The 23008-nt window shown below is 69.6% G+C and carries 20 protein-coding genes and 1 tRNA gene; 7 read left to right on the forward strand and 14 right to left on the reverse strand.

Going from position 1 to position 23008, the window contains the following annotated elements; all coding sequences use genetic code 11:
* Window positions 1–56: 56 nt before the first annotated feature.
* The 5 genes from dusB (at window position 57) to hflX (ending at window position 6646) form a co-directional block, all read left to right on the forward strand.
* Window positions 57–1055: a tRNA dihydrouridine synthase DusB gene (dusB, locus tag GGR88_RS04855; RefSeq protein ID WP_167953471.1), complete on the forward strand. Its 999-nt coding sequence runs from the start codon at window positions 57–59 to the stop codon at window positions 1053–1055.
* A gap of 66 nt (window positions 1056–1121) precedes the next feature.
* On the forward strand, window positions 1122–3365 hold the full coding sequence (locus GGR88_RS04860; RefSeq protein WP_245196445.1) for a sensor histidine kinase: 2244 nt from the start codon (window positions 1122–1124) through the stop codon (window positions 3363–3365).
* A 5-nt stretch (window positions 3366–3370) separates the two neighbouring features.
* A complete protein-coding gene (gene ntrX, locus GGR88_RS04865) occupies window positions 3371–4747 on the forward strand; it encodes a nitrogen assimilation response regulator NtrX (RefSeq protein WP_167953472.1) in 1377 nt (458 codons plus the stop codon).
* A 103-nt stretch (window positions 4748–4850) separates the two neighbouring features.
* Complete coding sequence (gene hfq / locus GGR88_RS04870; protein ID WP_167953473.1) at window positions 4851–5345, forward strand: RNA chaperone Hfq; 495 nt, start codon at window positions 4851–4853, stop codon at window positions 5343–5345.
* Window positions 5342–6646 carry a GTPase HflX gene (gene hflX / locus GGR88_RS04875; protein WP_167953474.1) on the forward strand — a complete coding sequence of 435 codons (1305 nt, stop codon included), beginning with the start codon at window positions 5342–5344 and terminating at the stop codon, window positions 6644–6646. Before hfq ends, hflX begins: the two co-directional genes overlap by 4 nt.
* Before the next feature lie 4 nt (window positions 6647–6650).
* On the opposite strand, the gene mazG is transcribed toward hflX, so the two are convergent.
* Genes mazG through GGR88_RS04920 form a run of 9 tightly spaced genes read right to left on the reverse strand, consistent with a single transcriptional unit; the run spans window position 6651 to window position 15003 of the window.
* Window positions 6651–7415: a nucleoside triphosphate pyrophosphohydrolase gene (gene mazG, locus GGR88_RS04880; protein WP_167953475.1), complete on the reverse strand. Its 765-nt coding sequence runs from the start codon at window positions 7413–7415 to the stop codon at window positions 6651–6653.
* Complete coding sequence (locus GGR88_RS04885; protein WP_167953476.1) at window positions 7408–8073, reverse strand: retropepsin-like aspartic protease family protein; 666 nt, start codon at window positions 8071–8073, stop codon at window positions 7408–7410. Before GGR88_RS04885 ends, mazG begins: the two co-directional genes overlap by 8 nt.
* Entirely contained in the window at window positions 8070–8834 is a 765-nt protein-coding gene (locus GGR88_RS04890) for an MBL fold metallo-hydrolase (RefSeq protein WP_342449720.1), read from the reverse strand. The genes GGR88_RS04885 and GGR88_RS04890 overlap by 4 nt, the downstream gene beginning before the upstream one ends.
* Complete coding sequence (locus GGR88_RS04895) at window positions 8831–9607, reverse strand: TatD family hydrolase (protein WP_167953477.1); 777 nt, start codon at window positions 9605–9607, stop codon at window positions 8831–8833. The genes GGR88_RS04890 and GGR88_RS04895 overlap by 4 nt, the downstream gene beginning before the upstream one ends.
* Before the next feature lie 5 nt (window positions 9608–9612).
* Window positions 9613–11172 carry a methionine--tRNA ligase gene (gene metG, locus GGR88_RS04900; RefSeq protein WP_167953478.1) on the reverse strand — a complete coding sequence of 520 codons (1560 nt, stop codon included), beginning with the start codon at window positions 11170–11172 and terminating at the stop codon, window positions 9613–9615.
* 5 nt (window positions 11173–11177) lie between these two features.
* Window positions 11178–12149 carry a DNA polymerase III subunit delta' gene (locus GGR88_RS04905; protein WP_167953479.1) on the reverse strand — a complete coding sequence of 324 codons (972 nt, stop codon included), beginning with the start codon at window positions 12147–12149 and terminating at the stop codon, window positions 11178–11180.
* On the reverse strand, window positions 12146–12772 hold the full coding sequence (gene tmk / locus GGR88_RS04910; RefSeq protein ID WP_167953480.1) for a dTMP kinase: 627 nt from the start codon (window positions 12770–12772) through the stop codon (window positions 12146–12148). Before tmk ends, GGR88_RS04905 begins: the two co-directional genes overlap by 4 nt.
* On the reverse strand, window positions 12769–13950 hold the full coding sequence (locus GGR88_RS04915) for a D-alanyl-D-alanine carboxypeptidase family protein (RefSeq protein WP_167953481.1): 1182 nt from the start codon (window positions 13948–13950) through the stop codon (window positions 12769–12771). Before GGR88_RS04915 ends, tmk begins: the two co-directional genes overlap by 4 nt.
* A 15-nt stretch (window positions 13951–13965) precedes the next feature.
* Window positions 13966–15003 (reverse strand): lytic murein transglycosylase, encoded by a 1038-nt coding sequence (locus GGR88_RS04920; RefSeq protein WP_167953482.1) that lies wholly within the window; start codon window positions 15001–15003, stop codon window positions 13966–13968.
* A gap of 128 nt (window positions 15004–15131) precedes the next feature.
* Between GGR88_RS04920 and GGR88_RS04925 the strand changes: the two genes are divergently transcribed.
* Window positions 15132–15221, forward strand: a tRNA-Ser gene (locus GGR88_RS04925).
* A 3-nt stretch (window positions 15222–15224) separates the two neighbouring features.
* Here the strand turns inward: GGR88_RS04925 and GGR88_RS04930 are convergent.
* Together GGR88_RS04930 and GGR88_RS04935 are read right to left on the reverse strand one after the other, a co-directional pair.
* Entirely contained in the window at window positions 15225–17561 is a 2337-nt protein-coding gene (locus GGR88_RS04930) for a putative bifunctional diguanylate cyclase/phosphodiesterase (protein WP_167953483.1), read from the reverse strand.
* Between the two features lie 21 nt (window positions 17562–17582).
* A complete protein-coding gene (locus tag GGR88_RS04935; RefSeq protein ID WP_167953484.1) occupies window positions 17583–19091 on the reverse strand; it encodes a FecR domain-containing protein in 1509 nt (502 codons plus the stop codon).
* A gap of 201 nt (window positions 19092–19292) precedes the next feature.
* On the opposite strand from GGR88_RS04935, the gene GGR88_RS04940 reads away from it, so the two are divergent.
* A complete protein-coding gene (locus GGR88_RS04940) occupies window positions 19293–20894 on the forward strand; it encodes a ShlB/FhaC/HecB family hemolysin secretion/activation protein (RefSeq protein ID WP_167953485.1) in 1602 nt (533 codons plus the stop codon).
* A gap of 10 nt (window positions 20895–20904) precedes the next feature.
* Here the strand turns inward: GGR88_RS04940 and GGR88_RS04945 are convergent, their stop codons facing one another.
* The 3 genes from GGR88_RS04945 to fabZ form a co-directional block, all read right to left on the reverse strand.
* Entirely contained in the window at window positions 20905–22188 is a 1284-nt protein-coding gene (locus GGR88_RS04945; protein WP_167953486.1) for a M20/M25/M40 family metallo-hydrolase, read from the reverse strand.
* 32 nt (window positions 22189–22220) lie between these two features.
* Window positions 22221–22451 carry a 50S ribosomal protein L31 gene (gene rpmE / locus GGR88_RS04950; protein WP_167954368.1) on the reverse strand — a complete coding sequence of 77 codons (231 nt, stop codon included), beginning with the start codon at window positions 22449–22451 and terminating at the stop codon, window positions 22221–22223.
* An 83-nt stretch (window positions 22452–22534) separates the two neighbouring features.
* Window positions 22535–23005 (reverse strand): 3-hydroxyacyl-ACP dehydratase FabZ, encoded by a 471-nt coding sequence (fabZ, locus tag GGR88_RS04955; protein WP_167953487.1) that lies wholly within the window; start codon window positions 23003–23005, stop codon window positions 22535–22537.
* Between the last annotated feature and the right edge of the window lie 3 nt (window positions 23006–23008).

Genomic DNA, 23008 nt, shown 5'->3' on the forward strand with positions numbered 1-23008 from the left:
TCGGATGGAGGCGCAAGCTTGCCGCTTTGGACCGCCATCGCTACATCGCCGCCGCCATGGCGCGCCTCCAGCCTCTTCAGATCGGCCCTGTCCGGATCGACACGCCCGTCATTCTCGCGCCCATGACGGGGGTGACGGACATGCCGTTCCGTCGGCTCGTGCGGCGGTATGGCTCCGGGCTCAACGTGACGGAGATGATCGCCAGCCAGGCCGCCATTCGCGAGACCCGCCAATCGCTGCAGAAGCTTGCCTGGGATCCGATCGAGGAGCCCGTGTCCATGCAGCTGGTGGGCTGCACCCCCGGCGAGATGGGCGAGGCCGCCCGGCTTGCCGAGGATCGCGGTGCAGCGATCATCGACATCAACATGGGCTGCCCGGTTCGCAAGGTCACCAACGGTGATGCCGGTTCCGCGCTGATGCGCGACCTGAAGAACGCCGCCGCGATCGTGAAGGGCGTCGCCGACGCCGTGTCGGTGCCGGTGACGCTCAAGATGCGCATGGGGTGGTGCCACGACAGCCTCAACGCGCCGGAGCTGGCGCGCATCGCGGAGGATCTTGGTGTCCGGATGGTCACGGTGCATGGGCGCACGCGTAACCAGATGTATCGCGGCGAGGCCGACTGGCGGTTCGTGCGGCGGGTCAAGGATGCCGTGTCGATCCCGGTGATCGTCAACGGCGACATCTGCTCGATCGACGATGCGGAGGCCGCACTCGACCAATCGGGAGCGGACGGCATCATGGTCGGCCGCGGCGCCTACGGCCGCCCCTGGCTGCTGTCGCAGCTGATGCGCTGGTTCGATGCCGGCCAGCGCACGTCCGATCCGTCGATCGACGAACAATATCGTTTGATTGTCGAACATTACGACATGATGCTCTCCCATTATGGTGCTCTCACCGGCGTCAATCTGATGCGCAAGCATGTCGGCTGGTACACCAAGGGGCTCCCCGGTTCCGCCGAGTTCCGCAACCGCCTGAACCAGGAACCCGACGCCCAGGTCGTGCTGGCAATGCTGGCGGAATTCTACGCGCCCTGGCTCCACCGCGCCGCCGCCTGACCGGATCGGGACGGATCGACCCGCGAGGCGCTTGGCGCACCGCCAAACTGTTGTATGCTTGCAACGATGGATGTTGTTGACGATCGGCGGAAACGCGGGCCGCGCTGGCAGCGACTGCTCTCCGCCGTCCGTCGACGCGGCCGGTTCATGCCGCTGGTCGAGCTGGCGACGGTCCTGCTGGTGGTCGTCATCGGTGTCGCCACCTGGGGCATCCTGTCGGGCGTCCGCACCACCGGTCCGCTGACGCCCGCGCTGATCGCGCTCCTCTTGGTCTCCAACCTGCTGCCCGCGATCATGCTGCTGATGCTGATCGGCCGGCGGATCGCGCGCCGCCGCGCGCTTGCCTCGGCCATTGGCGGGGGCGGGCGGCTGCACGTCCGTCTGGTCGCGATCTTCTCGCTGCTGGCGTCGGTGCCGATGCTGCTGGTGGTCGTGTTCGCGTCGCTGCTTTTCCAGTACGGCGTCGAGTTCTGGTTCTCGGACCGTGCCCGCTCCATGCTCGAGAACGCGCGCGAGGTCGGGCAGGAATATTATGAACGCACCCGCGCCGACGTCGCACGCCAGACGGTGGCGGCCACCGGCGACATCGCGCTCTACCTGACCGAGTTCCCGATCAACTCGCCGCAGTTCCTCGCCAGCTACGAGGTCCAGATCTTCGGTCGCGACCTCAGCGAAAGCGCGCTCATCCGCCTCGATCCGTCCGGGCGCGGCCAGCTGCTCGCCGCGATCAATCCGGAGAACCGCGATCTGGAGCGTCGCATCACCCGCGAGATCCTGGCCGAACTCGCCTCCGGACCCGACGTGGCGCTGAGCGAAAGCGACGACCGGGTGGAAGCCGTCAGCCGGCTGGTGCCGGAGGAGAACCTCTACCTCTACGTCGCCCGGGTCTACGACCGGCAGGTCGTCACCCGATCGGAAGCGGTGCTGGCCGACTATAACAGCCTGCTCAGCCGCTCGCGCACGCTGCAGCTCCGCTTCAACGCCGCGCTTTACCTCGTTTCATTGCTGATCGTCGGCATGGCCGTGCTTATCGCGTTGAAGGTCGCGGACCGGGTGGTGCGCCCTGTGGGCGAGCTTGTCGCCGCGGCCAGGCGGGTGGCCGCCGGCGATCTCACCGCTCGCGTCGAGCGGCCGCGTTCCCGCGACGAGGTCGGCATCCTGTCGACGGCGTTCAATCGCATGACCCGCCAGCTCGAAAGCCAGACCGGCGCCCTCGTCTCCGCCAACGATCAGCTCGACGCGCGTCGCGCCTTGACCGAGGCGGTGCTGTCGGGCGTCAGCGCAGGCGTGGTCTCCGTCGATCAGGGCGGCATCGTGCGCCTGCTCAACAGCAGCGCGGAGCATTTCCTGGGCGATCCCGGCGTCGACCCGATCGGGCGGTCCATCGTCGATCTGGCGCCTGAGCTCGGCGATCTCGTCGCCTCCGGCGCGCGCGAGGCCGTTGTCCAGCTCGCGCGCGGCGGAGAGGTGCGCACGCTCGCCGTCCGCTTGGTGAAGGACGAGCGCGCGACCGTGCTCACCTTCGACGACATCACCCAACAGCTGCTCGACCAGCGCCGCGCGGCCTGGGCCGACGTCGCCCGCCGTATCGCCCATGAGATCAAGAACCCGCTGACGCCGATCCAGCTCGCCGCCGAGCGCTTGCAGCGCCGCTACGGTAAGGAGATCGCGTCCGATCCCGCCACCTTCTCCCGGCTGACGGAAACGATCGTCCGGCAGGTCGGCGACCTCCGCCGGATGGTGGACGAGTTCTCCTCCTTCGCCCGAATGCCGAAGCCCGTGTTCCGGCCGGAGAACCTGGGCGACATCGCGCGCCAGACCTTGTTCCTGCACGAGGTGGCGCATCCCGGCATCCGCTTTTCGCTCGATGCGCCGGAGACCGGACCCGTCCTCGTCTGCGATCGTCGGCAGATCGCCCAGGCGCTGACCAACCTCGTCAAGAACGCTGTGGAGGCCGTGGAAGCGCGGCCCGGCGAGGGGGAGGGTGCCGTCTCGATCACCATCGATGACCCGGCGCCCGGCGCCGTAAAGCTGGACGTCGCCGACACCGGCATCGGTCTTCCTGCCGACCGCGAGCGGATCGCGGAGCCGTACGTCACCGGGCGTGCCAAGGGAACGGGCCTTGGGCTCGCGATTGTCAAGAAGATCGCCGAGGAACATCATGGCACGCTGAGCTTTTCGGATCGCCCGGGCGGCGGGGCGGTGGCGACGCTCACCTTCGATGCGGCCGGGCTCGGCCGGCTGGCGGACAGCAGCGGTTCAGGGGTGCACCCTGATGAACAACCCCTTGAAATTGCGAAGGCAGGCTAGACGCGATGGCTCTGGAAATCCTCATTGTCGACGATGAGCGGGACATCCGCGAACTCGTCGCCGGCGTCCTGGAGGACGAGGGCTATGCCGCGCGTGCCGCCGCCAACAGCGACGAGGCGCTGGCCGCCATCGACGAACGTCGCCCGTCGCTCCTCCTCCTGGACGTATGGCTTCAAGGATCGCGGCTCGACGGCTTGGAACTGCTCGACGAGGTGAAGCGCCGCGATCCTTCCATCCCGGTGCTGGTCATCTCCGGTCACGGCAATCTCGACACCGCGGTTGCCGCGATCCGGCGCGGGGCCGGGGACTTCATCGAAAAGCCGTTCGAGGCGGAGCGGCTGCTCCACCATGTCCGGCGCGCGACGGAGACCGAAGCGCTGCGGCGGGAGAACGCCAGCCTCCGCGCGCGGGTCGGCAACCATGACGAGCTCACCGGGACATCGGCTGCCATCAACGGGGTCCGCGCGACGCTGAAGCGGGTGGCCGCGACCGGCAGCCGCGTGCTCATCACCGGTGCGGGCGGGGTCGGCAAGGAAGTCGCGGCCCGGCTCCTCCACCAGTGGAGCAACCGCACGGATGCACCGTTCGTCATCGTCAATGCCGCGCGCATGACGCCGGAACGGATGGACGAGGAGCTGTTCGGCGTGGAGGAGGGCGGCAAGCTCGTCCGCGCCGGGCTGCTCGAACAGGCGCATGGCGGCACGCTGTTCCTCGACGAGATCGCCGACATGCCGGTCACGACGCAGGCCCGGATTCTGCGCGTGCTGACGGACCAGAGCTTCCTGCGCGTGGGCGGACAGCGAATCGTCAAGGTCGACGTCCGGGTGGTGTCCGCCACCGCGCGCCACCTGCCCGACGAGATCGCCGCCGGCCGCTTCCGCGAGGATCTCTACTACCGCCTCAACGTCGTGCCCGTGCACCTGCCATCGCTCGCCGAACGGCGCGAGGACATTCCGCCGCTGATCGATCACTTCGTGGCCCGCTATGCGCAGGATCGCCGGGCGGTGGCACCGCAGGTGGCGGGTGACGCCATGGCGGTGCTGCAGGCCTATGACTGGCCGGGCAATGTGCGCCAGCTGCGCAACATCGTCGAACGCACGATCATCATGGCGCCCGAGGATCGCATCGGCCGGATCGAGATCGACATGCTCCCGCCCGAGCTGCTGTCCGATCGCGCGCCGGTGGCGGGGGAGGCGGCCAGCGCCATCATGGGGGCACCGCTCCGCGAGGCGCGCGAGACGTTCGAGCGTGAGTATCTGCGCATCCAGATCCGCCGCTTTTCCGGCAACATCTCCCGGACGGCGGCCTTCATCGGCATGGAACGATCGGCCTTGCACCGGAAGCTGAAACTGCTCGGGCTGCATGACGTTCGAGACGATTGAGGATCATGGACGGGCGCGGGTCCGCGCCCTATCTAACGGCACGACGTCGGCTGCGACCGGCGCGGAACATGCGGCAACGATCCGCCAATAAGGGAGCCACGTCATGGCCGAGAAGATCAACAACCTGCAGGACATCTTCCTGAACACGCTGCGCAAGCAGAAGATGCCGGTCACCATGTTCCTGGTGAAAGGCGTGAAGCTCCAGGGCATCATCACCTGGTTCGACAATTTCTCCGTCCTGCTCCGCCGCGACGGTAATTCGCAGCTCGTCTACAAGCATGCGATTTCCACGATCATGCCCGCGCAGCCGATCGATCTGCGACCGATGGAAGCGGCGTTCGCCGCCAATCCGAAGCGGCCCGGCCAGCTTCAGGACGTGTTCCTGAACGCCGTCGTCAGCAGCCAGGAACCGGTGACCATGTTCCTGGTCAATGGTGTGATGCTGCAGGGCGAGATCGTGGCGTTCGACCTGTTCTGCATGCTTCTGTGGCGCGAAGGCCTGTCGCAGCTCGTCTACAAGCATGCGGCATCGACCGTGCAGCCGGCCCAGCCGCTCAACTTGGCCGAGGAACCGGCCGACAGCGGTGAAGAGGCTTGAGCGGCTTTACCCGCGACGACGCCGATTATGCGCGCGGCGCGCGCGCGCTGGTCGTCCGGCCGGAAATCGGGCCGGCGGGCGAGCGTGACAGCGACGCCCGGCTGGAGGAAGCGGCCGGCCTGGCGGCGGCGATCGGCGTCGATGTCGTTGATCGTCTCGCCATCAAGGTCCGTCAGCCAAAGCCCGCGACCTTGTTCGGCTCCGGCCAGGTGGAAAGCATTGCCACCACGGCACGCGCCCATGATGCCGCGCTGATCATCATCGACGGCGCGATCACCCCGATCCAGCAGCGCAATCTTGAAAAGGGGACCGAGGCCAAGGTGATCGACCGGACCGGTCTGATCCTCGAGATCTTCGGCGAACGGGCGGCGACGGCGGAAGGCCGGCTTCAGGTCGAGCTTGCCCATCTCGATTACCAGCAGGGACGGCTGGTGCGCAGCTGGACCCACCTTGAACGGCAGCGCGGCGGCTTCGGCTTTCTCGGCGGCCCAGGTGAAACGCAGATCGAGGCCGATCGGCGCATGATCCGCGACCGCATGGCGCGGCTTCGCCGGGAACTGGAAACCGTGAAGCGCACCCGCAGCCTGCATCGCGCGCGGCGGGCCAAGGCGCCCTGGCCTGTGATCGCCCTGGTTGGCTACACCAATGCGGGCAAGTCCACGCTGTTCAACCGCATGACCGGGGCTGACGTCATGGCGGAGGATCTGCTCTTCGCAACGCTCGATCCGACCCTGCGGGAGATCAGCCTGCCCGGCATCCAGAAGGCGATCCTGTCCGACACGGTGGGCTTCGTGTCGGACCTCCCGACCGAGCTGGTCGCCGCCTTTCGCGCAACGCTCGAGGAGGTCGTGGCCGCCGACGTGATCGTCCATGTCCGTGACATCTCGCATCCGGATACGGAAGCGCAGGCACACGATGTCGATGTGGTGCTCGAGGCGATCGGCGCGGCGGGAGAGGGGGCCGCCCCGCGCATCGAGGCCTGGAACAAGCTCGATCGCCTGACCGATAGCGCGGCCGAAGGGGCGCGCGCCGCGGCGGAGCGACGTGACAATGTCGTGTTGCTGTCGGCGCTGACCGGCGATGGCGTCGATGATCTGCGCGCCAGCCTGTCGGCTCTCCTCACCCGCCACGCGCGACTTCGCCATGTGACGCTCCCGGTCGACGATGGCGCGGCGCTCGCTTGGCTCCATGAACATGGCGAGGTGCTGTCGCGCGACGTGGAGGACGGCCAGCTCCTCGTCGATGTGCGCTTGTCCGACGCCGATTGGGCGCGGTTCGAAAGCAGGGACGCCGATCGCTAGGGCCTCAGTCCGACGATGGCTGTTGCTCCTTCGCTTTGACCGCGCGCCACAGCGCGTCGAGCGCGTCGGCATCCAGTGCGCTGAGCGGGCGTGGCGCGGCGGCCTCGACCGCGCGGAAGCGGCGTTCGAACTTGGTGGTGGCCTGTCTCAGAGCGGCTTCTGGATCGATCTTCAGATGGCGTGCGAGGTTGGTGATTGCGAACAGCAGGTCGCCGAACTCCTCCTCGCGCTCCGCGGCCGTGGCGGCATTGGCGAGTTCGGCAAGCTCTTCGTCCACCTTCAGGCGTGCGCCCTCTGCGTCGGGCCAGTCGAAGCCGACGCGGGAGGCGCGCTTGCCGATCTTCTCCGCGCGGCTGAGCGCAGGCAGCGCGATGGCGACGCCGGCCAGAGCCGACTTGTCCGCCAGTGCTGCACGTTCCTCCGCCTTGATGCTCTCCCAGCCGGGGGTGTCGGCATCACCGAAGATGTGCGGGTGCCGACGCTCCATCTTGTCGGCGATGCCGCGCAGCACGTCGTCGACATCGAACAGCCCGAGGTCCTCGGCGATCCTGGCGTGAAACACGACCTGCAACTGCAGGTCGCCAAGCTCGTCGCGGAGCGCCGCGGCATCGTCGCGCTCGATAGCGTCGGCCACTTCATAGGCTTCCTCGATTGTGTAGGGCGCGATCGATCGGAACGTTTGGGCACGATCCCATTCGCATCCATGCTCGGCATCGCGCAGACGCGCCATGATCGCGCGGAGCCGCTCGAAGGCACTCCCCTCAGCCATTTTCGTGTGTCCGATAATATACATTATGTAAGTTTTGAGTGAGTTCGGCAGGGGCTTTGGGGGCCGGAACCATGATCAGCGTCCGTCCCTCCACCCGCCAGGATTCCAGCCCCGACAGGAAGTTCATGCCGATCACGTTGATCTGCCCGAACGCCGGCGACGTGATCGCGCCGAGATCACGGACGACGATCGATCCGATCCGCACTTCCGGCAACCGCAACCGGCGCGCCGCCACATCACCGTTCGCCGTGGAGATCAGCACGGGAAACCCGCTCTCGTCGACACTCAATCCCGCATCGCGCACCGTGTTGCCGCTGACCGCGGTAAAGGTCGCGCCGGTATCAACAAGGAAGCGCGTGCGCGCGCCGTTGATGCTGGCGTCGATCCAGAAATGCCCATCAGGTGACAACTCGACCCTCAACTCGCCCCCGACCACTTCGGTCTTCTGACCGCTCAGTTCCCCAGTGATCCGGTTCCAGAACAGGCCAAGCTCTGTCCGATAGCTCGCCGCGACGATGACGACGCCGAACAGCAGGATCCACGTTCCGATCATCTTCAACGTCGCGCCCAGCCCGATCCGCCGCAGCGACAGCGAGCTCGCCACCAGCACGATCGCGCCGATGGCCCATGCGAGCTGGACGGCCTGGTCAGAGCTCATGGATCGATGACAAGCCCGTCATGGCCCGGCACGACACCCGCCGGCAGCCGCTCGCACAGGCTCCGGTAGTCCATCGACTGGTCCATATGCGTCAGCACGGCGAGCCGCGGCGAGACCGCGCGGATGTAGCGAAGCGCGGCGGACAGTGTCGGGTGCGACGGGTGCTCCCGCTCCCGCAAGGCGTCCACGATCCACAGGTCGACGCCGCGGTAGAGGTCGAGCATCTCGTCCGTCATGATGTGGAAGTCGGTGGCATAGGCGGCTGACACGCCATCTGCCTCGAACCGCAAGCCGGCCGAGCTGATCGACCCGTGCGGCTGATCCACGACCCGGACCAAAACGTCACCGATCGCCAGCTCATCGAGAAGGACCTGCCCCCGCACCGTTGGCGGATAGCCGTGCCGGCCATCGAAGACATAGCCAAACCGGTGCCTGAGCGCGTCGAGCGTGTCGACCCGGGCAAACCCCTCCACCGGCCGGCCACGCGCGTGATAGACTTGCCGGAGATCGTCGATCCCATGGCAGTGATCGGCATGGTCATGGGTCCAGATCACCGCATCGACATCTGCGACGCCGGCATCGAGCAACTGGGCACGCAGGTCCGGCCCCGTGTCGACGAGGATGCGGGTGGTCGCGGTTTCGACGAGGATCGACACGCGTCTGCGATGGTTGCGCGGCTCCGCAGGATCGCACGAGCCCCAGTCGCCGCCGATGCGCGGTACGCCGGACGACGTGCCGCACCCGAGCATGGTGACCTTCACGCCGTCGCGCGCGTGAAGAGACGCGCGAAATTCGCGCTCGTGTCGGCGGCCAGGGCGTCGATCGAAACGTCGCGAAGGTCGGCGAGGAAGCTTGCGGTGTTCGCGACAAAGGCCGGCTCGCAGGTCCGTCCCCGATGCGGCACCGGCGCAAGGAAGGGCGCGTCTGTTTCGATCAGCAGGCGATCGGCCGGAACCGTGCGCGCGACGTCCTGCAGATCCCTGGCATTCTTGAAGGTGACGATCCCGGAAAAGGAGATGAAGAGGCCCAGATCCAGCGCGATCCTGGCGAAGGCGTCGCTGGCGGTGAAGCAGTGGATCACCCCGGTGTAGGCGCCCTTCCCCATCTCCTCGCCCAGGATGTCGGCGGTGTCGCCCTCGGCATCGCGAGTGTGGACGATGATGGGAAGGCCGGTCTCGCGGGCGGCCCGGATATGGGCGCGGAAGCTGTCGCGCTGCCGGGCGCGATCGCTCTTGTCATAATAATAGTCGAGGCCGCTTTCACCGATGCCGATGACGCGCGGGTTGCGGGCGCGCTCCACCAGCCGCTTGGTGTCAACGTCGGGGTGCTGGTCGGCTTCGTGCGGGTGGATGCCGACGGTCGCGAACACATCGGGCTCGCGCTCGGCCGTGGCGAGGACGGCGTCCCACTCCCCTGCCCGGGTCGCGATGTTGAGCATCATGTTGACGCCCGCGGCGCGCGCGCGGGCGAGCACGGCGCCTTGGTCCTCGGCGAGACCGGGGTAGTTGAGGTGGCAGTGACTGTCGACGAACATGGGTCCTAGCTGGCCTCTTCCGGTGGCAGGTCAAGCCGCGGGAACACCGGCGTCGGCGCTTCCAGGGTGAAGCCGGAGGCGACGAGGCGGGCGTGGCGTCCATCATCAAGGATGTTGGAAATCAGCCGCTCGTCGGCGGGCACGCCCATCATGTCGAGGATCCGGGCGGCGGATGCCGGCACCACCGGCTGGATCGCGACCGCCAGGTCGACGATCGCGCGCCACAGCGTCGCCAGCACCTGTTCCATGCGGACAGGATCGGTCTTGCGGAGCGCCCAGGGCGCCGCGGTGTCGATATAGGCGTTGCAGGCGAACACGCCGCGCATCCACGCCTCGATGCCCTGCGACAGCTGCAGAGCCTCGAAAGCGGCGGGCATCTCGTCGGCGCAGGCGCGGCGCACCTCCGCCAGCAGTGCCGCATCCTCCGCGGCCTCGCCGCCGCCCGCCGGCACCCGCCCGGCCAGGTTCTTGGCGATGAAGGCCAGCGTGCGCTGCACCAGATTGCCGAAGCTGTTGGCCAGTTCGGCGTTGACGCGGGTGACGATGGCATCGGCCGAATAGCTGCCGTCCTGACCGAAGCTGACCTCCCGCAGCAGGAAGTAGCGCAGCGCGTCGACGCCGAACGCATCGGCCAGCGCCAACGGGTCGACGACGTTGCCGAGCGACTTCGACATCTTTTCCCCGCGGTGCAGCAGGAAGCCGTGCCCGAACACGGTCTTCGGCAAGGGCAGCCCCGCCGACATCAGGAAAGCCGGCCAGTAGACCGCATGGAAGCGGACGATGTCCTTGCCGATGACATGAAGGTTCGCCGGCCACCGCTTCTGCCAGCCCTCCGCCGGATAACCGATGCCCGTCAGGTAGTTGGTGAGCGCGTCGACCCACACATACATGACATGGCCCGGCGCGTCGGGCACCGGCACGCCCCAGTCGAAGCTGGTGCGGGAAACGGACAGGTCGGACAGGCCGCCCCGCACAAAGGACAGCACCTCGTTGCGCCGCGCCTCCGGCTGGATGAAGTCCGGGTTGGCCTCGTAATGCGCGAGCAGCCGGTCGGTATAGGCCGACAGCCGGAAGAACCAGCTTTCCTCTACCGTCCATTCGACGGGCGTCCCCTGCGGCGACAGGCGGGCGCCCCCTTCACCGTCGAGCAGCTCGTCCTCGCCATAGAAGGCTTCGTCACGGACGGAATACCAGCCCTCGTACCGGCCGGGGTAGATGTCGCCGGACGCCTGCATCGCGCGCCAGATCGCCTGGCTCGCCTCGTGGTGGGCCGGCTCCGTGGTCCGGATGAAGCGATCATAGGAGATGTGAAGACGATCCGCCATCTGCCTGAAAAGCGACGACATTTCGTCGGCGAGCTGCAATGGCGCGATGTCGCGGCCGCGCGCGGCCTGCGCCATCTTCAGCCCATGTTCGTCCGTACCGGTCAGGAAAAAGGTGTCGCGGCCGCGCAGCCGGTTGAAGCGCGCGATGCAATCAGTCGCGATCGCCTCGTAGGCGTGGCCGATGTGCGGCGGGCCGTTGGGATAGCTGATCGCAGTGGTGACGTAGAAGGGCTCGGCCATGGCTGTCAGCCTTTAGCGGCGGAGACAGGCCCGGCAAGGCCGGCAACGATGGTGCCGAGTTTCCAGACGGTGCTCGGCACGTCGAGCGACAGCGGGACGGCCGCCGCGCAGAGCGAGCGGGCCTCGTCCCAGGCCGCAAGCGCCCGCGCAAGCGCCGTTCCCTGTCGTTGCCGGGCGACTGCGGCGATCGTGGCCGGAACCCGCTCCAGGAACACACGGTAGCGCGCCTGCGCCGTCTTGCCGCCAAGCGCCTTCACGAGCGCGAGCCGACCGAGCCGGTCCGGATCCCCGGTCGACCCGATCGCATGAAGCGCGCGGTCGAGCCCCGCCACGTCGAGCCCGGCGGCGGCGATGGCGGACCCCGGGGCCCCGTCCCCCGCCGCGACCAGATCGTCGACGGATCCGGCAGGCTCGTCCGGAAGCGCCTGGGCCAGCGCCGCGCGCATGTCCGCGTCGCCGAGCGGCCTGAAGCTGAGCGTCCGGACGCGCGAACGGATCGTCGGCAGGAGGCGGCCGGGCGCGTGGCTGACGAGGAGGAAGACGAGGCCCGGCGGCGGCTCCTCCAGGCTTTTCAGCAGCGCGTTGGCGCCGCCGCGCTCCAATTCGTCGACCGCATCGATGACGATCGCGCGCCTTGCCGACAAGGACGGCGTGCCCGTCAGCAGCGGCTGGAGCCGGCGCACGGCATCGACCGGGATGTTGCGCCCGGTCTGTTCCCCGTCCTCGTCGCGCGCGCGTTCCAGCAGCTGATAGTCCGGGTGGCTGCGCGCCTGCACGAGCCGGGCGGTTGGATGATCCTGCGGCAGCTGAAAGGGGCCGGTCCCGCCCGCGAGCAGCCGCGCGGCGGCGGCGCGGGCGAACAGTCCCTTGCCGATCCCCGCCGGCCCGGCGAGCAGCCAGGCATGGTGCATGCGGCCCGACGCCATGGCGTCGAGGAAGATCTCCGCCTGCGCGTCATGCCCGACGATGCGGGTCACGGCAGCAGGTCCGCCAGCGCATCCACCAGGCGATCGGTCACGCTGTCGGCCGGTCCGCTGCCATCCACCAGCCGAACCCGCTCCGGCTCCGCCGCGGCGATGCGGTGGAAGGCACGCGCGACATGGTCGTGATAGTCGGCCGCGCGCCCGCCGATCCGGTCCGATCCCGCGCTGTCACGGTCGCCGGCGCGGGCAAGCGCCTCGTCCGCATCGAGCGCCAGCACGAGCGTGCGATCCGGCAACAGCCCCGCGCTTCCGACGCGGTGCAGCGCCATGACGTCATCATCGCCGAGCGCGCTGCCGGTCGCCTGGTAGGCACGGCTGCTGTCGACGAACCGGTCGCACAGCACCCATCGTCCGGACGCGATGGCCGGACGGATGGTGCGTTCGACATGGTCGGCGCGTGCGGCCGCGAACAGCAAGGCCTCCGCCCGCGCGCTCCAGCGGTCCGCGGCACCGGTCAGCAGCAGCGCGCGGATCGCCTCCGCCCCCGGGCTGCCGCCCGGCTCCCGCGTGACGACCACGTCGATCCCGCGACGGGCGAGCGCGTCCGCCACCCGTCGCAGCTGCGTGGACTTACCGACCCCTTCCCCGCCTTCCAGCGTGATGAAGCGGCCGCTCACCCGAAAAAGGAGGTGAGGCCGTTCCACACGCGGCGGAAGAAGCCGGCCTCTCCCACCGCGTTCTCGGCCACCAGCGGCAGGCTCTGCGCCGGCATGCCCGCCGTCTGCACCACCAAGTCGGCGACATGCTGCCCCTTGGCGATCGGCGCCTTGATGGGACCATTGTAGACGACGCTGACGCGCATATCCTGCCCCATGCCGGCCGGGATGGTGACCGACAGGTCGCGCGGCGCGACGAGGCCCACGACATCGGCATCGCCCATCTGCACCGCCGCCTCATCCACCTTCGCACCGCGTGCGAGCAGCGGGCGCGCGCGCCACGCGCCGAAGCCCCAGTCCATGAAGCGGATGCTTTCCTGGCGACGCCCACCATAGCTGTCGAGGCCGGCCACCACCATCACGAGCCGCCGGTTGTCGCGGACGGCAGAGCCGGTGAAGCCGTAGCCGGCCTCCGCCGTGTGGCCGGTCTTCAGCCCGTCTCCGCCCTGGTAGTTGCTTTCGATCAGCGGGTCGCGGTTGCCCTGGGTGATCGCCTGGCCGCCCATCGTCTGGCCCCAGGTGAATTCCCGCCGGCTGTAGAAATTGCGGTAGAGTTCGGGGAAGCGCTCGATCGTCGCCTCGGCCAGCGTCGTCAGGTCGCGCGCGGTGGTGTAGGTCCGCCCCTCGTCCGGCCAGCCGTTCGAATTGCCGAAGCGGCTGTTGCGCATGCCCAGCCGCTCGGCCGCCTGGTTCATCAGCGCGACAAAGGCAGGCTCGGTGCCGGAGATGCCCTCCGCCAGGACGACGCAGGCGTCGTTGCCGGACAGGGTAACGATGCCGTGGAGGAGGTTCTCCACGCTCACCTGCTGTCCGGGCGACAGGAACATGGTGGAGCCGGCGGCGGGGCCATGCCAGCGCTGCCAGGTTTCCGGACGCACCGTGATCATCTGGTCGAGCTTCAGTTCGCCCCGGCGGATCAGGTCAAAGGCGACATAGACCGTCATCATCTTCGCCATGGAGGCCGGCGGGATCCGCCGGTCCGCATCCTTGGCGTAGAGCACGGCGTCGGACGACAGGTCCTTCATGAAGGCGATGGGCGCGGTCGTGTCGAACGGCGGCGCGGCGGCGCGCGTCGGTGTCGTCAGGAGCGCCAGGGCGGTTGCGGAAAGAAGCAGCGGGCGGCCGGGGAAGCGGAGCATGGTCGAGGGGTTCCGTCAGCGGGTGATCTCGTCGGCCAGCAGACCGACCGAGAGCGCGTAGAAGTTGGAGCAGTTATAGTCGAGGATCACGCGGTAATTGCCGGTGAGCAGATAGGCGGTGTTGCCCGGGCCGTCGGGCTCCAGCAGGCTCGCCATCTCGTCATCGGCGGGCCAGCGCGGCCCTTGCGGCACCACGCCCAGCCGGCGCCATTCCGCCATCGTCCGCCAGCGCGAATGACGTTCATGGACGCGCGGGCAGCGGGGCGACGCGCCCAGGCTGCCGAGCGATGCGCGGTCGAGCCCGGCAGGCACGCGCGCGGCGACGCCCCACGGCACCCCCGGCTTCCACCCCGCATTGCCGAGATAGTTGGCGATGGAGGCAAGCGTGTCCGCTCGGCTGGACCAGATGTTGGCCAGCCCGTCGCCGTCCTCGTCCACCGCCAGGCGGAGGTACACGGAAGGCAGGAACTGCGGATAGCCGAAGGCGCCCGCCCAGCTGCCCTTGAGCCGCTCCCGCGGGACGCCGCGGTCGACCATGCGGAGCGTCGCGATCAGCTCCGGCTCGAACAGCTCGCGCCGCCGGCCGTCATAGGCGAGGCTGGCGAGCGAGCGGATGAGGTCGAAGTCTCCCACATAGCCGCCATAGTTGGTCTCATGGCCCCAGATCGCCATCAGGATGCCGGCCGGGACGCCGCGTTCGCGCTCCACCCGGTCGGCGGTGGCGCGCACCTCCGCATAGCGGGTGCGCCCGCGGCTGATCCGCTCCGCATCGACATGGCGCGCGCGATAGGGCGCAAAGGGCGGGCTGGCCGATGACGGCTGTGACGAGGGCGTGCCCCCCGGTTGCGCGCGGTCCAGCTCAACCACCCGCGGGTTGAACGTCAGCGTCGGCAGGATCGTGTCCAGCGTCCGCGGGCTGACGCCATCACGCAGGGCGGCGGCACGGACCTGCATCAGATAGGACTGGAAGCCCGCGCCGGTGTCCTGCGCCTGGCTGGAGGACGGCAGCATCGTTGCCGCGGCAAGGGCGACCAAAGCGATCGGAAAACGCATCAAACCTCCACACTGCCCGCCCGGACAGGTGCCACAGCGGGCGCAAGCATGTGAACCCCCCTCGTCGTCCCGCGCGTGCGATCCGGCTCTTTCCCGACGGCACAGGGCACGCTAGGCGAGGGAGCGACGGGCAGGTGGCCGAGTGGTTTAAGGCAGCGGTCTTGAAAACCGCCGTGGGTTTGCGCTCACCGTGGGTTCGAATCCCACCCTGCCCGCCACTCTCAGGCGACCTGGCGCTCCGCCGTGTCTTCGGTCCGGAGCAGCGCCGCGAGATCGTCGAACGGCATCGGCCGGCCGATATGATAGCCCTGGATGCTGTCGCACCCGCAGGCGGACAGGGCGGCAAGCGTGGCGGCATCCTCCACGCCTTCGGCCACCACCTTCAGGCCCAGTTCGTGCGCCATGTCGATGGTGGAGCGCACCAGGATCTGGTCGCTGCTGCTGGCGAGCATGGCCTGCACGAAGCTCTTGTCGATCTTCAGCTCCTGCGCGGGGAAGCGCTTCAGGTAGGACATGGTCGACTGGCCGGTGCCATAATCGTCGACAGAGATGCGGATGCCGGCGTCGCGCAGCTGCTCCAGCGCGTCGATGATGTCGCCCTTCAGCTCCACGGCGGCGGATTCCGTCACCTCCAGCGTCAGGCGATCGGGCGCGACGCGGGCATCGGCCAGCGCCTGGAGGATGGTGTCGGTCAGCCCCGCGCGGCCGAGCAGCGTCGCCGACAGGTTCACCGCCACGTTGATCGGCGTGCCGGCGGCGGCGAGGCCGGCGGCATCGTCCAGCGCGCGACGGAGCACGTGGAGGGTCAGCTCCAGGATCTGGCCGCGCGCCTCAATCTGCGGGATGAAATTGTCGGGCGGCACGAAACCGCGCGTCGGGTGGCGCCAGCGCACCAGCGCCTCGGCGCCGGTGATGCGGCCGGAGGCGAGGTCGAGCTTGGGCTGGTAGGCGACCCAGAGCGATCCGTCCGCCATCGCCTGGTCGAGTTCGCTGAGCATCGAGAGCTGCCAGTCCTTGTCGGCGTCGGTGACGCCGCCGGCCGCCGCCCAGCGCGCGCCGCGCGATGCCGCCTCGCTTGCCGCCGATAGCGCATCGGCGATCAGCACGGGTGCGGGCTGGCGCGCGTCGGCGGCGATGCCGAAGCTGACGGAGAGGTCGACCGGACGGCCGGCACAGAAGAAGGGCGCGCGCAGGAGGGCGTGAAGCCCCTCGAAGCCCTCATCGGCGGCATCGGCGGTCCAGCCGGCGACGATGAAGGCAAGCGCGCCCTCCTCCACGCGGTAGATGCGCTCGTCCACGGCGACCGCCTGCAGCCGCTCGGCCAGGCGCTCCACCACCTCGTCGAGCCGGCCGGGCCCGAGCAGCGCGGCGAGCTCCTGGTGGCGGTGGATGGCGGCGACGCAGAGCTGGAGCCCCCCCGCCCCCGGCCAGTCACGGAGCAGGCCGGCGAGGTTCGGAAGCCCCGTGGCGCGATCGACCAGCCGTTCGCGGGCAAGCCGGGCCAGGTGGCCGAGCGCGGCAAAGGCGCCGCCGGCCGCCAGGATCAGGATGAGCGCCGGCATAATCTCCATGCGGACGCGGCCGTCCATCTCCAAGAGCAGCGCGAGGAGCGGAAGCGCGACCACGCCGGCGAAGGGCAGCAGCCAGCGAAGGCTCCGCCGGCGACGCGTGAAGGACAGGCGGATGAGCAGCATGGCGAGGAGCAGTGCGGGCACCCAGCCGATCTCGACGGCCGGACCCGCCCGCATCAGGGTTTCCGCTGCCAGCGCCTGGATCAGCACGCCCGGGATGACGCCGTGGCCGGGGACGGCATAACGGTCGCCCATCTCGATGGCGGTCGCGCCGACGATCAGGTCGCGGCCAGCGATCGCGGCGGCCGGCACCCGGCCGGCGATGAAGTCCGCGAAGGAGAAGCTGGGAATGGTGTCCGGATCGATCGCATAGTCGATCGGGAAGCTGGTACCCGCGGTGCCCTTCGCGCCGGCGACGAGCGCCGGCAGCGACGGACGCGGGGTGCCGGCCGTCACCACGCCCAGCGGCATGCGCCGCACCAGCCCGTCGGGCTCGGGCTGGACGTTCACCGCCGCCAGCATGGCGTGCCCGCGGAATTCGGGAAGCGGCAGGCTTTCCAGCTCCGTCGCCGCGCCGTGGCCGGCGGCCTGGCGGAAGGTCGGCAGGATCACCGTTCGACGCGCGGCACCGAGCGCGGCTGCGAAGCGCGCATCCTCGCTGGCGTTCGAGCGCGCGGAGAAATCAACGTCGAACGCGATGCTGTCGGCACCCAGCCGGTCCGCCGTCTCGACCAGCCGCGCATGGAGCGAGCGCGGCCACGGCCAGCGGTCAAGCGTCGCCAGGCTGCGCGCGTCGATTTCGATCACCGCGACACGCCCGCCAGCGTCGGTGGCGCGCACCGCGTCACGCGCGCCCTGAAGCGCGCGCTCCCCGCCGACCGACAGGCCGCTGAACAGGGCCGCGACCGTGACCAGCACGCCGGCCGCCGTCGCGATCAGACCACGACGACGGCCAACGGAAAGCCCGGCATCAACCGGCGAGATCATCGGCGCTGATCGCCTTCACGATCAATCGTCGTCATCGTCGTCGTCGCGATCGTCATCGTCGTCACGATCGTCGTCATCATCATCATCATCGTCGTCGTCGTCGTCGTCGTCGCGATCATCATCGTCGTCCCGGCCCGGCCGCGGACGGATGATCGACCCGATGCCATCGATGATCTGGCAGGTGATCAGGCGGCAGGGAGCACCAGCCGTGGGCGCGTCATCATCGTCGTCACGTGGCCGGTCAGGCCTGTCCGGTTCAGGCTTGTCGGGCTTGTCGGGTTTGTCGGGCTTGTCTGGCCGGCCGGGCTCCGGTCGATCGGGGGCAGGCTGATCCGGCTGAGGGACCGGAGTGGGCGCTGGCTCCGGCGCGGGGGCCGGCTCCGGAGCAGGGCTTGGCGTGGGTGTCGGCTCCGGCGCGGGGGTCGGCTCTGGCGCAGGTGTCGGTGTGGGCTCAGGGGCAGGCGTTGGAGCCGGTGCTGGAGCGGGCGTGGGCGCTGGAGCGGGCTCCGGCGCAGGTGTCGGTGTGGGCTCAGGGGCAGGCGTTGGGGCCGGTGTTGGAGCTGGCGTGGGCGCTGGAGCGGGCGTCGGCTCCGGCGTCGGTGTCGGCGCCGGCGCTGGTGTCGGCGTCGGGGTGGGCTCAGGAGCAGGCGCAGGCGCAGGCGCAGGCGCAGGCGTCGGCGTTGGGGCCGGCTCAGGCGTCGGCGTCGGCGTCGGCGTTGGCGTGGGTGTGGGGGTGGGCTCCGGCGCGGGGGTGGTCACCGGCGCCTCGCCGGTCGCCGGCCCGGATCCGACGCCCGTGTTGCCGCCGACCGGATCGGGCGCACGCTGCGCATCCTGGACCGCGGCGATCGCGACGGCCGCCACCGTTGCCACCACATTGCCTTCGACCATGTTGTTGGTGAGCGCGGCCAGCGGCTGGGATGCGCTGTCCACCGTCTCCGTCAGCACGGGCGTGGTCGCGCCGCCGGCATCCTCCGCCCCGTCGGCGGTCTCGACCGACAGCCGGTCGGTGGACCCGGCGGTGACCTGTGCCACCTCGCCGGGCTCGACCAGGTCGCGCTCACGACCGTCAAGCGTCGACACCTCGACCGCGCCTTCCAGCACCTGCACGCTGGCGCCCGTCTCGTCGACCGTGACGCTGAAGGTCGTGCCCTTCACCACGGCGGCCAGATAGGGCGTGTCGACGCCGAAATGCTGACGGGCGGCGCGGTGCACGCGGTAGATGACGTTGCCGACCTCTTCCATGATGCGGGTGACGCCGCTCGCTTCTTCGGCCGGCAGGCGCACGCGGCTGCCGGGTGCCACCACCAGATAATCATCGTCGCGGACGATGACGGCGCGGCCGGCACGGCCGGTCACCACGGCGTCGCCCGGCTGCAGCGGACCGTTGCTGACGGCGGCCTGCTGGCGCCCGCCACGAAGCACGAACACCTCGCCGCTGGTCTCGCTGAAGCGCCAGTCGCCGGCCAACGCAGGCATGCTGGACGACAGCAACAATGCGGCCAGGGCCGACTTGGTCAGAGATCGCACATCACTCTCCTCCGCTCCGGATCAGCCGGACCGCGGATCGGGGCTAGACGCGTCAAGGTTTCGATCGGCTTTCGACCGTTGGTTTACCGGGAATAAAGCATGGCCTGAAAAGCAATCCTTAGCATTCCATGCGGTAGCGCCGCCCGCATGACACCGAACCCAATCAGGCGCGCGGCGCTCTTGCTGCTGCTGTCCTCGCCCATGCCCGCCCTTGCCCAGAGTGGGCTGGACCGCGCCGATCCGGATGTGATCCAAGGGGAGCTTCCGCCGACGCCCGAGCCGGACACACCCGGCACGCCGGTGCCCGTGCAGACCGACGCTCCCACCCCGGACGCGGTTCTGGAGGACGGCATCTTCGTCGGCGCGATCCGGGTCGAAGGGTTGACGGTGCTTCCCTCCGAAAGCTTTGCCGCGACCATCGAACCCTATCTCGGCCGCCGGCTGAACCGCGTCGACCAGCAGGCGCTCGCCTCCGCCGTGGCCGCAACGGCCCGCAAGTCGGGGCTTGTCCTCGCCACCGCCCGCATCTCACCGCAGAGCGTGCGCGCCGGCGTGCTTCGCGTCCGCGTGGACGAAGGCCGGATTGCCGCCGTCCGCGTGGCCGGTGCCCGCAACGATCTGGCGGAGGCCATCCTGCGCCGGCTGGCGTCGGGCAATCCCGTGATGATCGGCGAGCTGGAACGGCAGCTTCTGCTGGCAGGCGACGTGGCGGGCGTGCGCGTGCGCCGTGCGCGGCTGCTGCGCGAGGGCGAGTTGAACGTCCTTGCCGTCGACCTCAGCGAGGATCGCTTCGGCGCGACGGCCTTCTTCGACAATTGGGGCACCCGGTCGATCGGGCCGATCCAGGGGCAGCTGACCGCGGATGCCCGCCGGCTGGTGACGCCGGGCGACGAGCTGACGCTGGCCGCCGCCGTGACGCCGGTCGACTTCCAGGAATTCCTCTATGGCAGCCTGCGCTACACCGCGCCGTTGAACACGGACGGGACGACGCTGGCCGGCACCGTCTCCGTTGCGCGGACGGAGCCGAGCGGGCGATTTTCCCGGCGCGACCTGATCGGCGACAGCGTCGGCGTGCGCGGTGCGCTGCGCCACCCGCTCATCCGCCGCTACAAGGCGAGCCTGTGGGGCACGCTTGGCTTCGGCTACCGCGATGTGGTGCAGGACTGGCGGAGCGAACGCATCCGGGAGGACCGCGTCACCAGCGCGACCGCACGTCTCAACGGCACCATCCTGATCCCGCAGGGCCGGATCACCGGAAGCATGCTGCTGACGCAGGGCATCGACCTGTTCAACCCGACGCGCGAGGGCGATCCGATGGCGTCGCGCGACGATGGCGACGGCCGCTTCACCAAGGTGGAATTCCGCGCCACGCTCGACATGGCCGTGAAAGGTCCGGTCAGCCTGGCACTGTCGGGCGAGGCGCAGTTCGCATCGCGCGCATTGCTCTCCGGTGAGGAGATGGGCCTGGGCGGCCCGCGCTTCGGCCGCGGTTACGACTATCGCGAGCGCTCCGGTGACGAAGGCGTGGCCGGCGCGGCGGAGCTGCGCTGGGCGATCGCCGACCGGATCGGGCCGCTGCAGGCCGTCCAGGTCTACGGCTATGGCGATGCCGGCACGATCTGGAACCTTGGCGAGGGCGACGGGCGGTCGGGCGACCTGTTCTCCGCCGGCGGGGGGCTGCGCGCCGCGATCGGCCGCGACATCGGCATCGCCGTCGAGCTGGGCGTGCCGATCGGCAAGGATCGGGACGAAACCGGCAACCGCAGCCCGCGGCTGTCGGCCGAACTCTACCTGAGGATCTGAGCGACCGGCGTCAGCGGCGGGGCCGGCTGTCCGGCTGATCGGCGACGGCGACGATCGCCAGCAGCCCGACGGCCAGGCCCCGCACGCTTTCCTCCGGCGCCACGTCGATCCATTCGTCGAGCGCATGGGCTCGCCCGCCGGTGCCGCCCGAGCCGATCGTGACCGCGGGCACGCCGAGGCTCATGGCCATGTTGGCGTCCGTCGACGACGCGTCGAGGGTGGGCGCATAGCCGGCCGCGGCGGACGCGGCGGCACTCAGCCGGACGATCGGGCTGGTCGCGGGGGTTTCGCCCGCCGGACGGTCGCCGATCGCCTCCAGCGTGGCGGTGACCCGCCCTTCCCGCGTCGACCGCGACTCGTTCTCCACCGCGACCGCGCGCTCCACCACGCCGCGGAACGCCTCGTCCAGCCGGGCGAGCGCGGTTGCATCCTCGGAGCGCATGTCGACCTCCACGAACACCTCGCTCGGGATCGCGTTCACGGAGGTGCCGCCGCCGACCACGCTGGCGGAAAAGGTGGTGCGCGGCTGCTGCGGCACCGGCAGGGCATAAAGATCGGTGATGGCGCGGGCCATGGCGGCGGCCGGATTGACGAGGCCGAACGCGCCGTAGCTGTGGCCGCCGGGGCCGCGGAACAGCACCCGGTAGCGTTTGGACCCGACGCCGCCGCGCGTGATGCGGGCGGGCGACAGGCCGTCCACGGAAAAGAAGGCGGCGATGCCGCGTCCGTCCCGGCGATCTGCGAACAGCTGGCGCACGCCGCGCAGGTCGCCCCGCCCCTCCTCGCTCACCGTGCCGACGATCAGCAGGTCGCGGCGCGTGCGGATGCCGGCGGCGTCGAGCGCGCGGACATAAGCGAGCAGCGCGGCGAGGCCGCGGCTGTCGTCACCGATGCCGGGCGCGCTGAGCCGCGTTCCCTCCCGCCGGACACGGACGTCGGTGCCTTCGGGAAAGACGGTGTCGAGGTGCGCCGACACGACGACCGGCGGCCGGCCGGCCGGACCGCTGCCGCGCCGCAGGCCGATGACGTTGCCGACACTGTCGACCGTGACGTCGGTCAGCCCCGCTTCCACCATGAGCGCGCGGAAGGCCTCACCCCGGCGCTGCTCGCCAAAGGGCGGCGCGGGTATCTCGGTCAGCTGGATGATGTCGCGGACGAAGCGGTCATGCCCGTCCGCAAGCGCCGCTTCCGCCCGGCGGAACGCGGGTGCTGCGCGAATGCGCTCCACGGTGGCGCGCGATGCGGCGTCCACCGGCTGGGCGACGGCGGCGGCCGGCCAGCAACCCGCGCTCATCAGCGCGAGTGCGGCCAGCCTCCGCCCGCCGGTCACTTCTTGCCGAGGCTGAGGCCGCCGAAGCGCTTGTTGAAGCGGGCAACCTGGCCGCCGGCGTCGAGCATGGTGCCCTTGCCGCCCGTCCAGGCGGGGTGCGCCAGCGGATCGATGTCGAGCTGCATGGTGTCGCCGTCCTTGCCCCAGGTGGAGCGCGTCTCGAACACGGTGCCGTCCGTCATCTGCACCTTGATGGTGTGATAATCCGGGTGGATGTTCTTCTTCATGGTCTTGATCCTCATTGGCTGGTTTCCGACCAGCCGGGGAATGGAAGCGGCGCGCCTAACGGATCGCGCCGCGGCAGGCAAGATCAGCCGGCGGCACCCGGCGCATCCGCGATCATCGCGGTGAAGTTTGCCTCCGCCGCCAGCTCGTCGCCGACAAAGGCGCGGCCGGCGAACTTGCAGACGCGCGACCGCTTCTGGACGAACTCGACCTCCAGGCGCAGCAGCACGCCGGGCTCGACGGGCTTCCTGAACTTCGCCTCGTCGATCGCCATGAAATAAACCAGCTTGCCGGAGCCCGCGAGGCCCAGCGTCTCCACCGCGAGGACGCCGGCGGCCTGCGCCAGCGCCTCCACGATGAGCACCCCGGGCATGATCGGCCGGCCGGGAAAGTGGCCCTGGAAGAAGCCCTCGTTGATCGTCACCGCCTTGATGGCGGTGATCGACCGGTCGAGCTCCAGCCGCTCCACCCGATCCACCAGCAGCATGGGGTAGCGGTGGGGGAGCGCCGCCATGATGCCGGCGATGTCGATCTGGCGGGTGGCGGCGTCCGTCATGAC

The organism is Sphingomonas jejuensis (assembly GCF_011927695.1).
In the GTDB taxonomy this organism is placed as follows: domain Bacteria; phylum Pseudomonadota; class Alphaproteobacteria; order Sphingomonadales; family Sphingomonadaceae; genus Sphingomonas_K; species Sphingomonas_K jejuensis.

Bases quoted from the DNA above. Each gene is read 5' to 3' on its own strand.
- GGR88_RS04915 (WP_167953481.1), bottom strand. From the start codon at position 13,950: ATGCTCCGCTTCCCCGGCCGCCCGCTGCTTCTTTCCGCAACCGCCCTG.
- GGR88_RS04920 (WP_167953482.1), bottom strand. From the start codon at position 15,003: ATGCGTTTTCCGATCGCTTTGGTCGCCCTTGCCGCGGCAACGATGCTG.
- fabZ (WP_167953487.1), bottom strand. From the start codon at position 23,005: ATGACGGACGCCGCCACCCGCCAGATCGACATCGCCGGCATCATGGCG.
- hfq (WP_167953473.1), top strand. From the start codon at position 4,851: ATGGCCGAGAAGATCAACAACCTGCAGGACATCTTCCTGAACACGCTG.
- ntrX (WP_167953472.1), top strand. From the start codon at position 3,371: ATGGCTCTGGAAATCCTCATTGTCGACGATGAGCGGGACATCCGCGAA.
- GGR88_RS04930 (WP_167953483.1), bottom strand. From the start codon at position 17,561: ATGATCTCGCCGGTTGATGCCGGGCTTTCCGTTGGCCGTCGTCGTGGT.
- GGR88_RS04945 (WP_167953486.1), bottom strand. From the start codon at position 22,188: ATGAGCGCGGGTTGCTGGCCGGCCGCCGCCGTCGCCCAGCCGGTGGAC.
- rpmE (WP_167954368.1), bottom strand. From the start codon at position 22,451: ATGAAGAAGAACATCCACCCGGATTATCACACCATCAAGGTGCAGATG.
- GGR88_RS04940 (WP_167953485.1), top strand. From the start codon at position 19,293: ATGCCCGCCCTTGCCCAGAGTGGGCTGGACCGCGCCGATCCGGATGTG.
- GGR88_RS04895 (WP_167953477.1), bottom strand. From the start codon at position 9,607: ATGTTCGTCGACAGTCACTGCCACCTCAACTACCCCGGTCTCGCCGAG.
- metG (WP_167953478.1), bottom strand. From the start codon at position 11,172: ATGGCCGAGCCCTTCTACGTCACCACTGCGATCAGCTATCCCAACGGC.
- GGR88_RS04885 (WP_167953476.1), bottom strand. From the start codon at position 8,073: ATGAGCTCTGACCAGGCCGTCCAGCTCGCATGGGCCATCGGCGCGATC.
- GGR88_RS04860 (WP_245196445.1), top strand. From the start codon at position 1,122: ATGGATGTTGTTGACGATCGGCGGAAACGCGGGCCGCGCTGGCAGCGA.
- mazG (WP_167953475.1), bottom strand. From the start codon at position 7,415: ATGGCTGAGGGGAGTGCCTTCGAGCGGCTCCGCGCGATCATGGCGCGT.
- dusB (WP_167953471.1), top strand. From the start codon at position 57: ATGGCGCGCCTCCAGCCTCTTCAGATCGGCCCTGTCCGGATCGACACG.